At 69.1% G+C, this 15,369-nt stretch carries 14 protein-coding genes; 10 read left to right on the top strand and 4 right to left on the bottom strand.

The annotated features are described in order from the left end of the window. Positions 1-229: 229 nt before the first annotated feature. From CLV71_RS17325 to CLV71_RS17340, 4 genes are all read right to left on the bottom strand, one after another. Entirely contained in the window at positions 230-1,384 is a 1,155-nt protein-coding gene (locus tag CLV71_RS17325; protein WP_133903769.1) for an acyl-CoA dehydrogenase family protein, read from the bottom strand. Then, entirely contained in the window at positions 1,381-3,354 is a 1,974-nt protein-coding gene (locus tag CLV71_RS17330; protein ID WP_133903770.1) for an acetyl/propionyl/methylcrotonyl-CoA carboxylase subunit alpha, read from the bottom strand. Before CLV71_RS17330 ends, CLV71_RS17325 begins: the two co-directional genes overlap by 4 nt. Positions 3,355-3,356: 2 nt before the next feature. Continuing rightward, complete coding sequence (locus CLV71_RS17335) at positions 3,357-4,970, bottom strand: carboxyl transferase domain-containing protein (protein WP_133903771.1); 1,614 nt, start codon at positions 4,968-4,970, stop codon at positions 3,357-3,359. A 162-nt stretch (positions 4,971-5,132) separates the two neighbouring features. Then, positions 5,133-5,900 (bottom strand): SGNH/GDSL hydrolase family protein, encoded by a 768-nt coding sequence (locus CLV71_RS17340; RefSeq protein WP_243866526.1) that lies wholly within the window; start codon positions 5,898-5,900, stop codon positions 5,133-5,135. A gap of 201 nt (positions 5,901-6,101) precedes the next feature. Between CLV71_RS17340 and CLV71_RS17345 the strand changes: the two genes are divergently transcribed. The 10 genes from CLV71_RS17345 to CLV71_RS17390 all read left to right on the top strand — a co-directional run bounded on the left by CLV71_RS17345 (position 6,102) and on the right by CLV71_RS17390 (position 15,291). Further along, positions 6,102-6,692 (top strand): SACE_7040 family transcriptional regulator, encoded by a 591-nt coding sequence (locus CLV71_RS17345; RefSeq protein ID WP_133903773.1) that lies wholly within the window; start codon positions 6,102-6,104, stop codon positions 6,690-6,692. Positions 6,693-6,792: 100 nt separating this feature from the next. After that, on the top strand, positions 6,793-7,596 hold the full coding sequence (locus tag CLV71_RS17350; protein WP_133903774.1) for an SAM-dependent methyltransferase: 804 nt from the start codon (positions 6,793-6,795) through the stop codon (positions 7,594-7,596). An 87-nt stretch (positions 7,597-7,683) separates the two neighbouring features. Continuing rightward, on the top strand, positions 7,684-9,723 hold the full coding sequence (locus CLV71_RS17355) for a GGDEF domain-containing protein (protein WP_133903775.1): 2,040 nt from the start codon (positions 7,684-7,686) through the stop codon (positions 9,721-9,723). Positions 9,724-9,761: 38 nt separating this feature from the next. Then, on the top strand, positions 9,762-10,208 hold the full coding sequence (locus CLV71_RS17360; protein ID WP_133903776.1) for a hypothetical protein: 447 nt from the start codon (positions 9,762-9,764) through the stop codon (positions 10,206-10,208). A 128-nt stretch (positions 10,209-10,336) separates the two neighbouring features. Next, positions 10,337-11,203: a hypothetical protein gene (locus CLV71_RS17365; protein ID WP_133903777.1), complete on the top strand. Its 867-nt coding sequence runs from the start codon at positions 10,337-10,339 to the stop codon at positions 11,201-11,203. Next, entirely contained in the window at positions 11,200-11,505 is a 306-nt protein-coding gene (locus CLV71_RS17370) for a transcriptional regulator (protein WP_133903778.1), read from the top strand. The genes CLV71_RS17365 and CLV71_RS17370 overlap by 4 nt, the downstream gene beginning before the upstream one ends. Positions 11,506-11,542: 37 nt before the next feature. Further along, entirely contained in the window at positions 11,543-13,078 is a 1,536-nt protein-coding gene (locus tag CLV71_RS17375; protein WP_133903779.1) for a PucR family transcriptional regulator, read from the top strand. Positions 13,079-13,201: 123 nt separating this feature from the next. After that, positions 13,202-14,317 (top strand): alanine dehydrogenase, encoded by a 1,116-nt coding sequence (ald, locus tag CLV71_RS17380; protein WP_133903780.1) that lies wholly within the window; start codon positions 13,202-13,204, stop codon positions 14,315-14,317. A gap of 529 nt (positions 14,318-14,846) precedes the next feature. After that, positions 14,847-14,969 (top strand): hypothetical protein, encoded by a 123-nt coding sequence (locus CLV71_RS50140; RefSeq protein ID WP_279588737.1) that lies wholly within the window; start codon positions 14,847-14,849, stop codon positions 14,967-14,969. Positions 14,970-14,982: 13 nt separating this feature from the next. Then, positions 14,983-15,291 (top strand): hypothetical protein, encoded by a 309-nt coding sequence (locus tag CLV71_RS17390; protein ID WP_133903782.1) that lies wholly within the window; start codon positions 14,983-14,985, stop codon positions 15,289-15,291. Positions 15,292-15,369: the final 78 nt, after the last annotated feature.

The raw sequence follows: 15,369 nt of genomic DNA on the forward strand, positions 1-15,369 counted from the left end.
CCTTCGCTTTTGCGGGTTTTCATTGTGATGGGGGGCCGAGCCCCCCAAACCCCCCACGGTGCGGATGGTTGCCGACCCGGCGTGGTTGCGGTGCCTCGGGGCGGCACCGTTTTCGCTTCGCTTCGCTTGCGTCTCGCCTCGCCTCGGCTGCGCGTCGCTCTCGCTCTTCGCTTGCGCGTTCGGCCCCGCTTCGCTTTGCACTTTCGCTTTGGTTTGGCCTTTGCGTTCTTTAGCTTAGGCCCAGTTCTCTTGCTATCAGCATTCGTTGCACTTCGCTTGTGCCTTCGCCTACTTCCAGGATCTTTGCGTCTCTGTAGAAGCGGCCTACCGGGTACTCGTTCATGAAGCCGTAGCCGCCGAAGATCTGGGTTGCGTCCCTTGCGTTGTCCATGGCCGCGTTCGAGCTTGCCAGTTTGGCTATTGCGGCTTCCTTCTTGAAGGGTTCGCCTCTCAGCATCTTTGCCGCTGCCGCGTAGTAGGCCAGGCGTGCGGTGTGCACTCGGGCTTCCATGTCCGCTATTTTGAACTGGATCGCCTGATACTTTCCTATCGCGTTGCCGAATGCTGCGCGTTCTTTTGCGTAGCGGACTGACTCGTCCACGCAGCCCTGGGCCAGGCCCACCGAGACGGCCGCTATCGCTATTCTTCCCTCGTCCAGAATGGACAGGAACTGGGCGTAGCCTCGACCGCGCTCACCCAGTAGGTTTGATGACGGCACCTTGCAGTCGTCGAAGGACAGGCCGTGCGTGTCCGAGGAGCACCAGCCCACCTTTGAGTAGCTCTTGGACACCGACAGGCCCGGGGTGTTGCTCGGGACTATGATCGCCGAGATTTCCTTGCGCCCATTGGTGGTTTTTCCTGTTACCGCCGTTGCGGTTACCAGACCTGTTATCTTTGTGCCTGAGTTCGTTATGAACGACTTGCTGCCGTTCAGTACCCACTGGTTGTCTTGCTCTACCGCGGTGGTCAGTGTGGCTCCTGCGTCCGAGCCGCCACCTGGTTCTGTCAGGCCGAAGGCGCCCAGCATCTCACCTGAGCACAGGCTTGGCAGCCACTCCTGCTTCTGCTCCTCTGTGCCGAAACGGTGGATTGGCATGGCACCCAGCGACACACCCGCTTCCAGCGTGATCGCCACGGACGAGTCCACGCGGGCCAACTCCTCCAGGGTGATGCACACCGCCAGGAAGTCGCCGCCCATGCCGCCGTACTCTTCCGGGAACGGCAGGCCGAACAGGCCCATGCGGCCCATCTTCGCCACGATCTCGTACGGGAACTCGGCCTTCTCGTAGAGGTCGCCTATGACCGGGGCGATCTCGTTCTGCGCGAACTCCTCCACGGTCTTCCGCAGCGAGGCGTGTTCGTCGGACAGGCGGAAGTCAATCATGACCGCTCCTCATGTGGGGTCACCACCGCAAGGGGTTGGTTCAGCGCGACCTGTTGGCCTGCGCGGACGTGTAGCTCTGTGACGACACCGTCGACCGCCGCTGTCACCGTGTGTTCCATCTTCATCGCCTCGACCACGACCAGCGGTGCTCCCGCGGCGACCACGTCGCCCTGCGATGCCTTGACCACCAGGACCGTGCCTGGCATGGGGCTCACCACCGGGCCGCCGCCCGTCGCGTTGACCGTCGTGCGCTCCAGCAGCGAGTGTTCGTCCACTGCCCACGTGCCGCCGCCGCCCGCCAGCCAGAGCGTGTCGTTGTCCCTGGCTCGGCGGAACGTTGCCGTGCGACCCGCGAACGTGATCTCCAGGCGGTGTCGGTCCCGTCGCGCTGTCGCCTGGTGTGCTTCGGCGTCGTCCAGCGTGATCGACGCCTTCTCCGGGGTGCCGGTGATGCGGACCGTGACATCCCTGTCGCCGCAGGCCAGGCGGAACGGGATGGCCGCGGGGCCGCCCAGGCGCCAGCCGTTCACCAGGTCCCACGGGTCGACCGGGTCGTCGTCCTCGGCCACTGGTCGCAGGTCCAGTAGTCGGTCCAGTGCCGCGGCGGCGAACACCACGTCCGGTACCTCGGTCTTCGTCAGCTCCTCGAGCTTTCGTTCCACCAAGCCGGTGTCGAGCCTGCCTGCCACCACGTCCGCGTCGGACAGCAGTGCTCGCAGGAACGCCGTGTTCGTGCCTACGCCCAGTACTGCCGTTCCGCTCAGTGCACCCGACAGCGCCTTCAGCGCGGACGAGCGGGTCGGACCCCAGGCGACCACCTTGGCCAGCATGGGGTCGTAGTTCGAGCCGACCACTGTGCCCTTGCGTAGTGCGGAGTCCACGCGGACGTTGTCCCCGTACGGCTCCGTGACGGCCAGTACGCGCCCACCCGTCGGCAGGAAGCCGTGTGCCGGGTCCTCCGCGTAGACGCGCGCCTCCACGGCGTGGCCCTCGAAGTCCACATCGGACTGCGCCATCGTTAGTGACAGGCCCGCTGCCACCCTGACCTGTTGCTCCACCAGGTCGATGCCGGTCACCATCTCGGTCACCGGGTGCTCGACCTGGAGGCGGGTGTTCATCTCCATGAAGAAGAACTCGTCGGGGCGGTCCGTCGAGACGATGAACTCGACCGTGCCCGCACCCGTGTAGCCGACGGACCGCGCCGCCTCCACGGCCGCGGCACCCATGCGGGACCGCTTCTCCTCGTCCAGCAGGGGGGACGGCGCCTCTTCGATGATCTTCTGGTGCCTTCGCTGGAGGCTGCACTCGCGTTCGCCCAGGTGGATCACGTTGCCGTGCGCGTCGGCCAGTACCTGGATCTCGATGTGCCGTGGGTTGGCCACGAACCGTTCCACCAGCAGTGTGTCGTCGCCGAAGGCGCCTCTGGCCTCGCGGCGTGCCGACTCGAGCGCCTCCGGGAGGTCGGCAGGGTCCTCGACCAGACGCATTCCCTTGCCGCCACCACCTGCGGACGGCTTGACCAGAACCGGGTAGCCGATCTCCTTCGCCGCGGCTACCAGGTCGTCATCGGACATGCCCGGCTCGTTGCGGCCGGGTACGACCGCCACCCCGGCCGCGCTGACGGTCTGCTTGGCGCGGATCTTGTCGCCCATGGCCTCGATCGCGGCCGGTGGCGGGCCGATGAAGACGATGCCCGCGTCCGCGCACGCGCGTGCGAACGCGGCGTTCTCGGCCAGGAAGCCGTAGCCGGGGTGCACGGCCTCCGCGCCGGTCTCCTTCGCGGCAGCCACCATGTCCGCTATGGACAGATAACTCGGGACGCGGATCGCGTCGTCGGCGTCCGCCACGTGGCGGGCACCCGCGTCGGCGTCGGTGAACACCGCGACCGACCGAATGCCCAGGTTGGCCAACGTCTCGCAGACCCGGACGGCGATCTCGCCCCGGTTGGCGACCAGTACGGTACTGAACATCGTCACATCCTGAAGACGCCGTAGCGGACCGGTTCGAGCGGCTTGTTGGCGGCCGCGGACAGGCCCAGCCCGAGCACCATGCGAGTGTCGGCCGGGTCGATCACGCCGTCGTCCCACAGCCGTGCGGTTGAGTACAGCGGGTTGCCCTGGTCCTCGTACTGCGTGCGGATGGGCGCCTTGAACGCTTCTTCCTCCGGTGCGGGCCAGTCCTCACCCCGTGCCCCGAACTGGTCGCGGCGCACTGTCGCGAGCACGGAGGCCGCCTGCTCGCCACCCATCACGGAGATCCTGGCGTTCGGCCACATCCACAGGAACCTCGGCTCGTACGCCCTGCCGCACATGGAGTAGTTGCCCGCGCCGAACGAGCCGCCGATGATCACGGTGAACTTCGGCACCCGGGCACACGCGACCGCCGTCACCATCTTGGCGCCGTGCTTGGCGATGCCGGACGTCTCGTAGTCGCGGCCGACCATGAAGCCGGTGATGTTCTGCAGGAACACGAGTGGGATCGAGCGCTGGTCGCACAGCTCGATGAAGTGCGCTCCCTTGACCGCCGACTCGCCGAACAGCACGCCGTTGTTGGCGACGATGCCGACCGGGTGCCCGTGGAGGCGCGCGAAGCCGGTGACGAGCGTCGTGCCGTACTCCTTCTTGAACTCCCGGAACCGGCTGCCGTCGACGATCCGCGCAATGACCTCGCGCACGTCGTAGGGGGTGCGCGAGTCGGTCGGCACCACGCCGTACAGCTCCGCCGGGTCGACGGCCGGCTCCTCGGTCGCCGCGACGTCCCACGGCCGGGCAGCGCGGGGCCCGAGCGTGGACACGATCGACCGGACGATGCGCAGTGCGTGCCCGTCGTCCTCGGCAAGGTGGTCGGTCACGCCGGACTGTCGCGAGTGGACATTCCCGCCACCCAGCTCCTCGGCCGTGACGACCTCGCCGGTCGCGGCCTTCACCAGCGGCGGGCCACCGAGGAAGATCGTCCCCTGGTTGCGGACGATCACCGCCTCGTCGCTCATGGCGGGCACGTACGCGCCCCCTGCCGTGCACGACCCCAGCACGGCGGCGATCTGCGGGATCCCGCGCGCGGACATGGTGGCCTGGTTGAAGAAGATCCGGCCGAAGTGGTCGCGGTCCGGGAAGACCTCGTCCTGGCGGGGCAGGAACGCGCCGCCGGAGTCGACCAGGTAGACACAGGGCAGGTTGTTGTGCAGCGCGACTTCCTGCGCGCGGAGGTGCTTCTTCACCGTCATCGGGTAGTACGTGCCGCCCTTGACGGTCGCGTCGTTGGCGACGACCACGCACTCGCGGCCGGAGACGCGGCCGACGCCCGTGATGATGCCCGCGGCCGGTGCCTCGTCGTCGTACATGCCACTGGCGGCCAGCGGCGACAGCTCCAGGAACGGCGACCCGGGGTCGACCAGCGACTCCACCCGGTCGCGGGGCAACAGCTTGCCCCGGTCGAGGTGCCGCTGCCTGGCCCGCTCACCGCCGCCTCTCGCGGCCGTGGCCGTGCGGGCCCGCAGGTCGTCGACCAGCGCCGCGTGCTCCTTCACGTACCGCTGGTACGCGGGGTCACCCGGGTCGGCGCCGGAGCGCAGTACGGGCGCGTCCATCTCGCTCCGCTCACGTTAGTCATCGTTAACATGACCGATGTTAGCGGCGGTTAACCGACCCGTCCACCCGGCTCCTGGCGCACTCCAGCCGGAGTGGACGACTTCTGGATCCACCCCGACCTGGACGGGACCCGGCCGGGTCCCCGTCCCCTCGCGATTGACTCAGGCGACCGCCTCGAGCGCCGGGTAGTAGCCATCGCGGTGACCGGCCACGTTCGGGTGATAGGACTCGTCCACCGGCCAGGTGACACTGTTGAGCCAGCGCTCACCGGCCGCGCAGATCTCGTGACCCGAGAAGGCGGTGCGGCCGTCGACGAAGGTGAAGCCGTACGCGGCCGCCCGACCGCTGGTGACCTCGGCGAGCACGTCGGCGGACCCGTTGATCGCCGCACGCTTGGTCTCGCTCAGCCCCAGCGTGCAGTCGCCGTTGAGCACGTAGATGTGCGGGTAGCCGAGCACGACAACCTCGGCGTCCGGCGCGCGGTCGCGGAGCTGGGTGTACACCGCGTCCAGCCTGGCGGGCAGCTGGTCACGGGCGTAGGTCTGCGCCTGCTGGTTGCGGGTGACGCAGTCGGAGTCCGAGCCGAGGTTGCAGTCGGTCATGACCGAGGCGAAGCCCGCGTCGTTGCCCCCGATCGAGATCGTGACCAGCGAGGTGTCGGCGGTGAGCGCGCCGACCTGGTTGTTCAGGACATCCGTGGTGACGGCGCCGGAGCACGCCACGAACGAGAACGCGGACGGCGCGTTGGCATTCGCCCACAGCTGTGGGTAGGCGTTGGCGCTGCGCTTGCAGCCGCCGCTGTCGCCGTAGCTGCCCGCGCCGGTGCCGGACGCGTAGGAGTCACCGAGTGCGACGTACTTTCCCGCCAGGACAACGGGATCGGCCGACGCCGGGGCGGCCGCGAGCCCGGCGAGGATCGCCGAGAACATCGTTACGAAGGCAATGAGGGCAGAACGAGCACGCATGGTCTTCCTCCGCGACGGGGAATCAACGCCAGATCATGATTACCAGCGACTAACAAGACGGCGAATCGGTTCGTTAGTAGTTCACGGTTGCCAGATGGGCCTTACCAGTTGGCATGCGCGAACACGGGAGTTATCCATCGCTAACCCGGCCGGTATCATGGCGCGGTGTCCAGCCGTCGGGAGCAGATCCTTGCCGCAGCAGCGGGGCTCTTCGCGCGACACGGGTTCCACGGTGTCGGCATCGACGAGATCGGCGCGGCGGTCGGGGTCTCCGGACCCGCGCTGTACCGGCACTTCCGGAGCAAGGACGCGATGCTGGGCGAGATGTTGACCTCCATCAGCGACGAACTCCTGGCCGGCGGACTGGAACGTCGCGAACGTACCGAGGATCCCGCGAAGCTGCTGGGTGAACTGGTGGCGTTCCAAGTGGACTTCGCACTCGACAACCCGTCGCTGATCACGGTGCAGGAACGCAATCTCGGCAATCTCACCGAGCCCGACCGCAGGCGGGTGCGCGCCCTGCAGCGCCGCTACGTCGAGGTGTGGGTGCAGGCCATTCGCGACACCACGCCGACCTTCGACGAGCCCGCGGCACGGGCGGCGGCGCACGCCGTCTTCGGTCTGATCAACTCGACCCCGCACAGCAGGTATCTCGGCCGCGACGGCATGGCGACCATGTTGCGGGACATGGCACTCGGCGCCCTCGGCAACGTCGGCCCGGAGACCGCGAGTGATCACGCTTCCCCGGATACGTGAAAGTTTGGCGAGCTCATGGTCCATCCGGGTGACCGGTCGCCGCCGCAAGTCCACGTCTCGGTAGTGTTTCGGTTACCGATCGATTCAGACCAAGAGGTGGATGGTGTCACAGCAGACCAACTGGGTGCCAACCTCGGTCGACCTGGAGAAACCCAGTGCGGCCAGGGCGTACGACTACGTACTCGGGGGCAACCACAACTTCACGGTCGACCGCGAGTTCGTCAGGCTCGTCCACGAGCGGCACCCGGACTCCAAGCACTTCGCCCTCCAGAACCGCGCGTTCCTGCGCCGAGTGGTGCTGTTCCTGATCGAGCAGGGCGTCCGCCAGTTCCTCGACCTCGGCTCCGGCATCCCCACCGTCGGCAACGTGCACGAGATCGCCCAGGCGGCAGACCCGTCCGCCCGCGTGGTCTACGTCGACATCGAGCACGTCGCCGTCGCGCACAGCCAACTCCTGCTCGAGGACAACGAGCACGCGGCGATGGTCCACGCCGACATCACCAGGCCGGGTCTCGTGCTGAACGACCCGGACACCCGGCGCGTCCTCGACTTCGACCAGCCGGTCGGCATCCTGGGCATCACGATCGGTCACTACATCCTCGACAATCCGGAGGGCGTGTTCGCGGCCTACCGCGACGCGGTCCCGGCGGGCAGCTACCTCGCGCTCTCCCACCTCACCGACGACTTCATCGAGCTGAGCGACTTCACCGAGGCCATCGGGCACTCGCAGACCGCGGTCCTGCCCAGGTCCAAGGCGGAGATCGCCCGGCTGTTCGGGGACTGGGAGCTCGTCGAGCCCGGTCTCGTCATGACCTCGCAGTGGCGGCCGGACCGCGAGGAGGACACCCGGGAGACCTCCGAACAACGCGACGGGCTGTACGCGGGGGTAGCCCGGAAGAGGTAACGCGATTGGGTATGTCGGGCTAAAGCCATTGGGCCGCTTCCGACACGATCGACCCCGAGCGCAAACTTCGACGATGGACCACAGGCAATGGCCGAATCAGGCGTGACCCTTCCCCCGGTACACCGGCGGGAGGAGCTGGCCCGTACCTGGACGCGGTCGGCCATCTCGTCCTCCTACATCCCCCGGTCGGCCGACGACATCGAGGCGTTGCTCCTCGAACTGGTCGACGAGCTGCTGGCGATGCTCGGCGCGGAGCCGTTCTCGAAGTCCTCGGGCGTGCGCCTCGGCCACCGGCTGATCTCCGAGGGCTTCATCGACCCGACGACGCTGACCGCGACGATCACCGCGCTGTCCGACGGTCTGCTCGCCGACCTCGATGCGACGCCGGACACCGAGCTGGCGAAGCGGACGATGTCCCTGCTCGGCGCGGTGTCCGCCGGCTACGCCGACGGTCTGCGCAGCTACACCCTCACCCAGCAGGAAGAGGTCAAGCAGGCGCTGTTCAACGCGGTGCTGCGGGCCGAGCACAACCTGCGCGGCACGGAGAACCGGTTCCGCGAGGTGTTCGCGTCGTCGGCGAACGGCATCGCGATCACGAACCTCGAAGGTATGTGCCTCGAGGCCAACCCCGCGCTCGCCGGCATCCTCAACGTGCGTGCCGACCGGCTGCCGGGACGGACGCTGACCGACATCTTCCGCGACGAGGCGTCCGGCGACGTGATGGCGCCCTACCGCAGGATCCTCTCGGGCCAGCAGGAACGCGTGCACGAGCACCGCAGGCTGCGCAAGGAGGACGGCGAGATCGCGTGGGTGCTGTTCGCGATCTCCCTGCTCCGCGACGGCGCGGGCGCGCCGGCGTACTTCGTCACGATGGCGCAGGACGTCACCGAGCTGCACCTGCTGCAGGACCGGCTCGGCCACCAGCTGCTCTACGACGCGCTCACCGGCCTCGCGAACCGGCAGTGCTTCCAGACCAAGCTGGAGAGCGCGGTCGAGCGGGCGACGCCGGACAGCTCCTTCACGCTGTGCTGCCTCGACCTCGACGCGTTCTCGCTGGTGAACAACAGCTTCGGCCACGCGGTCGGCGACCGTCTGCTCCAGACGGTCGGCCGCAGGCTCGAGGAGGCCGTCTCCAACGAGACGGCGCTGGTCGCACGCATGGGCGGCGACGAGTTCGCGGTGCTCATCGAGGACTCGGAGAAGACCCCGGACATCGGTGAGCTGATCGACACGCTCACCTCGGTGCTCGAGGACCCCGAGTACATCGACGGCGTCGGCGTCGCGGTCGGTGCGAGCGTCGGCGCGGTACGAAGACAGGCGGCCGACCATCTCACGGCCGCCGAGCTGTTCCGTGCCGCGGACACCGCGCTGCGCAAGGCCAAAGCGACCGGCAGGCGTCAGTGGGCCGGGTTCCACGAGGCGGAGGACCGGGCGGCCGTCGAGCTGGACCGGCTCGCCGCGTCCCTGCCCGCCGCCTGGGAGAACGGTGACCTCGCCGCGGCCTTCCAGCCTGTCGTCCGCCTCTCGGACCGTGAAGTCGTTGGCGCACGGGCGGTTCTGTCCTGGGCGGCCGCGGACCACGAGACCACGCTGGCACTCGCGGAGCGCACCGGGTGGTCAGTCCACATCGGACCGCTGCTGTTACGTGAGGCGTGCCGGTTGTTCGCCACCTCGCCGGGGCTGCTGCGGGTTCAGTTGACCCGCAACCAGTCCGGCGACGCGGACCTCGTGCGTGCCGTGCGCGGCGCGCTGCGCGACAGCGGGATGTCGGCGGGCAGGCTCGAGGTGTCGCTCGACGTCGGCGCGCTGCTCGACGAGGTCGGCGACGCACGGGACAACCTGGAGGTGCTCGGTGACATCGGTGTTCAGGTCGGTCTGTGCGGAGTCACCGGCGGGCCGCTCGACTTCGAGCTGCTGCACCAGACAGGCGTACGGTCGGTGACGCTGTCGCCGAAGCTGGGCGCGGGCTCCCCGGTGCTGGCCGCCGAGACCGCGCGGACGGTGGAGGTGTTCGGCAGGTTCGGCGCCGTCGCCTCGGTGGTGGACGTGGCCACGGTGGAGGCGGCGGACTGGTGGGCCTCGACAGGGGTGGCCACAGGACAGGGTGGAGTGTTCGGTACGCGCTGAGTGCCCCGAAAGGCGCGCTCCTGTTGGAAGATGTTGTGGTGGAACCTGAGTATTCACGGGTGGTCGAGGCCGCGAGCGCTGCGCTGTCCGCGATGCGGGCCGGCGTCGAGGAACCGGCGGTGCCCGCCGACGCGGCAAGAGACGTGATGCTGTTGCTGTTCCACGAATGCAGTGCCATGGTGTCCTCCCTCGGCAGCGGCGGCACAGCGCCCGTGAAGATGCAGGTGTTCGACAACGCGGGCAACGAGGTCCCCATCGACGAGGCCGACCCGCCCGTCCGCACGGCTGTGCGGGTGCTGCTGGCCGAGGTCCACGGCGACAGCGAGGCCGCCCGCGCCCACATCGAGATCGCACTGGCCTCGGCCGCGCCCGAGGAGATGGACACCCTGATGGTCCAGGCCCTCCGCTGGACCATGCGCCTGTCGGCCGAGTGCCGCAACCGGGGACTCTCCATAGCGGAGTGGATTACGACCGCTTTGTACTGACCCGCGACGGTTCGACCGCGGTGCCCGCTTGACGCCATCAGGTTTGCGATGCAAACTGATGTGCATAGCAATCAAATTGGGGGTACTCATGAACCACGTAGGGCTCGTCCCGGCTGGGGGTCGCGACGATGTCTGACACCACGAACCTGCTCACCGAGCTGGGTGAGCTGCGCAGGCGAACCCGAGGCGACCGGCACGGGTACGCCTTCCCGCTGTTCCTCTTCGGCACGCTGGTCCTGATCGCGCCGCTGTGTTACGTGACCGCGTCGCTGCCGGCCGGTGTCGAGGTCGTGCGGTGGGACCGGGGATCGTTCCCGCAGTTCACGTCGTCCGGCCTGCTCAGGTACCCGGACCTGGTCGGCTGGTACTGGATCCTGACCGTCGTCGGCGGGCTCTGGGCCACCACCTGGTGGTACCGCCACCGGGCACGCAGGCACGGCGTGGAGAGCGACATCCGCGTCGCCACCGCGGCCGCCATCGCCGCGCTGCTGGGGTTCCTGGTGTGGCAGCCGCTGTTCTCGACCCTGCTGCACGAGCTGTTCGACGACTACATGGGCGGCTACTCGACACCTGCGGTGAACCTGCCGATCCTGTTCGGCTGCGCGGCCATCGCGGCGGTGGCCGGGGTGTGGAGCACGCGGCGGACCGGCTGGGCACGCACGGCGGGAGTGGCTGTCGCGACGTTCCTCGCCACCGTCTCCTTCGGCGCGCTGGGGACCTACCTCATCCGGGGGTACGGGGCGCTGGTGATCGTCGCGGCGGCGCTGCTCCTGCTCGCGTGGGCGGAACGCAGCACGCTCCTCACGGTCGCAGGCGGCGTGTTCGCGGGCGTCGCGCTGCTCACCAACCTGTACGACATGGAGAACCTCTACTCGGGACTCGGCTGGTACGCCGGCGTGAACCACCAGGTCATGGCGCTGCAGTGCCTGCTGCTGCCCGGTGTGGTCCTGCTCGCGGGCGGCGTGGTCGCGGTGGCCGTGAGGAAGGGCCGATGAGCGAGCACCCGACCAACGGGCTGAACGACGTCGTCCACCAGCGACACCGGCTCGGCATCCTCACGATCGCCGCGGAGTCCAGACGGGTCGAGTTCGGCTACCTCAAGGACGCGCTCGAGCTGACCGGCGGCAACCTGTCCCGCCACCTGACCGTGCTGGTCGACGCCGGCCTGCTCGACATGGAGAAGGGCTACGACGGCAAGCGCCCCAAGACCTGGGTGAGCATCACGCGTACCGGCCGCCAGGCCCTGGCCGACGAGATCACCGCGCTGCGTGCGCTGATCGACCGCCACGTCGACTGACCCGCCGGGCAGCCGGTCTCCCGCGCATACTTGCGGCGTGATCACCGTGCAGGGCGTCGTCGACCGGGTGGGGCCGACCCTTCTGCACACCCGCATGGCCGGCTCCGGCGGCCACGTCGCCGACGTCGTGATCGCCGAGCCGGGGGCGCGCGACCCGATCGGGGACGGCGACCTCGTGCTCGGCGTCGGCGTGCACGCCACCAAGGACGCCGCCGAGCTGGTCAGGTACTGCGGCGAGGAGGGTGCGGCGGCGGTGCTGCTCAAGCCGCCGCTGCCGGTGCGGGCCGCGGTCCGGTCGGCCGCGCAGGCGGGCGACGTCGCACTCGTCGAGGTCAACCCCGCGGCGTCGTGGGCGCAGGTCGTGCTGCTGCTGCGGTCCGTGCTCGACGCGGCGGCGGACGAGGCCGACGAGCACCACGGCGCGGACCCCGGGCTCGGCGATCTGTTCCGGCTGGCCGACGCGGCGGCCGCGGTGATCGACGCGCCGGTCACCATCGAGGACGCGAACTCCCGTGTGCTCGCCTACTCGGCCCGCCAGGACCGCACCGACCCGGCCCGGGTCTCGACGATCATGGGTAGGCGGGTGCCGGACGACGTGCTCGCCAGGTTCCGGTCCCGAGGCGTGTTCCGCGACCTGTCCAGGGGGCGCACGACGATCTTCGTGCCGAGGCAGAAGGACGGCACGCTGCCGCGCCTGATCGTGCCGATCCGCATGGGTGGCGAGCTGCTCGGCTCGATGTGGGCGGTCGTGCCGGGACCGGTCGCCGACGAGCGGGCATCCGCGTTCGCCGACACCGCACCGGTCGTGGCACTGCACCTGCTGCGGCGGCGGGCCCGCGAGGACGCCGACCGCAGGCGGTCAGCCGAGCTGGTGCGGACGGTGCTGGAGGGCACGGGCAGCGTCCGGCTCGCGGCGGCCGAGCTGGACCTGCCGGACGAGCCGCACCGCGTGGTCGCGATGGCCATCCGGACGCCGGACCCCCTTGGCGCGGAAGGCATGCGGCTCGCGCTGTGGGAGCGGATCACCGCGGGTGTCGGCCGCAGGCCCGCGGTGACCGAGCTGCGGGACGTGCTGTACGCCGTGGTCCCGGACCGCACCGGGTGGCCTGCGCTGCGCCAGGCGCTGGCCCGCGAGGAGGGCCCCCTGGTCGCGGCCGGTCCCCCTGCGCCGGTGACCGAGCTGTCGGGGTCGCGTGCGGTGGCGGAGGAGATGCTGAACCTCCTGCGCACCGGCCTGATCGCGGGTCCCGTGGTCGGCCACGAGGACGCCTGGACGGTCCTGGCGCTGCACCGCGCCGCGACCGGCGCGCTGGCCGCCGGAGCCACGGAGTTCGGCCCGCTGGCGGTGCTGAGCGGACACGACACCCAGTCCGGCACCTCCTATGTGGACACGCTCTTCGAGTGGCTGCGCCACCCCGGCGATCCGAGGGCCGCGAGCAGGGCGTTGCGCATCCACCCGAACACCCTGCGGTACCGCATGGCCAAGCTCGCCGAGCTGGTCGAGGTGGACATGGACGACCCCGACACACGGTTGGCGCTGCTGGTCCAACTGGCGGCCCGCCGCTGGGCCTGACTGTGCTCCCAGCACTACAGCGAAGCTCATGTCTGGTGCCAACGCCACGATGACACTTACTTATCGTTATCTCATTGTGGTGTTGGACACCCAGTTGGCCCAGCCTCGGAAGGACCCTTGACCGTGAAGATCGCCGTTCCTCGGGAGATCAAGAACCACGAGTACCGGGTTGCCCTGACCCCGGCGGGCGCCCACGAGCTGTCCGTGCGTGGACACGACGTGTTCGTCGAGGCCGGCGCGGGCCTCGGGTCCGCCATCCCGGACGAGGAGTACCTCGCCGCGGGCGCGAAGGTCCTGGCCACCGCGGAAGAGGTGTGGGCCGAGGGCGAGATGGTGCTCAAGGTCAAGGAGCCCATCGCCGCCGAGTACCCGTTCCTGCGCAGGGGGCAGGTGCTGTTCACCTACCTGCACCTCGCCGCCGACGAGCCGCTGACGAGGGCTCTGCTCGACGCGGGCACGACGGCCATCGCCTACGAGACGGTCCAGACGGCCAACCGGGCGCTCCCACTGCTCGCCCCGATGTCGGAGGTCGCCGGCCGGCTCGCGCCCCAGGTCGGGGCGTACGCGCTGATGAAGCCGTCCGGCGGGCGGGGCGTGCTGCCCGGCGGCGTGCCGGGTGTCGCGCCGGCACGGGTCGTCGTGATCGGCGGCGGCGTGGCGGGTCTGAACGCGGCGACGATCGCCGTCGGCATGGGCGCGGACGTCGAGGTCCTCGACACCAACGTGGACCGGCTGCGCCAGATCGACGCGCAGTTCCGCGGCCAGCTCAGGACCGTGACGTCGAACCGGTACGCCGTCGAGCAGGCCGTCCGCGAGGCCGACCTCGTCATCGGCGCGGTGCTCGTGCCGGGCGCGCGGGCGCCGAAGCTGATCAGCAACGAGCTGGTCGCCGACATGAAACCGGGCTCGGTGCTCGTGGACATCGCGATCGACCAGGGCGGCTGCTTCGCCGACTCCCGGCCGACCACCCACGCCGACCCGACCTACGACGTCCACGGCTCGGTCTTCTACTGCGTCGCGAACATGCCGGGCGCGGTGCCGCGCACGTCCACCTACGCGCTCACGAACGTGACGCTGCCATACGCGACCGCCCTCGCCGACAGCGGCTGGCAGGCCGCGCTCGCAGCCGACGAGGCACTGGCGCTGGGCCTCAACACCCACGCGGGCGCCCTCACGAACGCACCCGTGGCAGAGGCCCACAACCTGTCACACACGCCGTTGACTGAAATGGTCAACTAATCAACGGCCGTTCGGAAAGCGGAAACCACGGACCGGCGTGATAAAGGCGGTTCGACTCGTCGGAAACGGACACCCTGTCGCAAATTAGTGACGGGGTGTCCGTCGTGTTGTGAACACAATGAACACAAGTCCCGGATGGACTGGCGGGGGTGCTGAGCACAAGAGGGCGGCCCGCTCAACCAGCCTGGGGGTCACTGGGAGCGGGCCGCCAAGTGCAGTTTAAGCGCATGGGGGTCCCGGTGGTGTAGTTGGGGGGTGGTGAAGCGGAAACGTTCTCGATTCAGCGTCAACCCGTCGCCCAACATCACACCAAGCAACCGTTGCTACCCGAACGGCGACTACTCACACTAGTGGAACGCTCGATCGAGTGAGAAACGCGGCAATGGAGTGAAGTTGGCTGTTACCACTTCGGTCCGCCGTTTCCCTCGCCGATGTCGTATCGGTGACTGAACCCCGTTGGTCCGTACGTTGCATCGATCCGTTCGGTCGGGACCGGGCGTTGATGGTGCTGGTCGAAAACGAGAGAGTCGTGCTCGTCCCCCCGCCGGGTGCCGCCGCGGTCCTCTCCGCGCAGCAGGCCAGGGGCCTGGGACGGGCGCTCGACCAGGCCGCCGTCCGCACCGACGACTACCCGAGCCGGCAGGTCGGGTGACGAGGTGGCCGAGATGGACGACACCCGCCGTGCTGTCCTGGACCGGCTCGCCGCCGTGGACCAGGCCGCCGACCACGCCGACCCCGCGAAGCTCCTCCCCATCGCGGCCACCGCGCTGCACTGTCTCGCCGACAGCTGGCGCCGCCTGCTCTCCGACCACAGGGCCGACCCGGACGGCCGCTGCGAGGCCTGCCACCGGGGCAGGCGCTGGCCGTGCCAGGTCTGGCAGGCCGCGCACGAGCAGCTGATCGGCGACGACGTGCCGCCCCGGCGGCGCACCAACCCCCTGCGGTCCCCCTTCGCCAGGTTCGGTGCCCGCTAGCTCTCTTTCCGACACGGTTGCCCCCGTTCCGCGAACCTTCGCACCCGCCATGCGGCAAGATGGCCCGCACTAACCGCA

The sequence above is a fragment of the Actinophytocola oryzae genome, assembly GCF_004364325.1.
In the GTDB taxonomy this organism is placed as follows: Bacteria; Actinomycetota; Actinomycetes; order Mycobacteriales; family Pseudonocardiaceae; genus Actinophytocola; species Actinophytocola oryzae.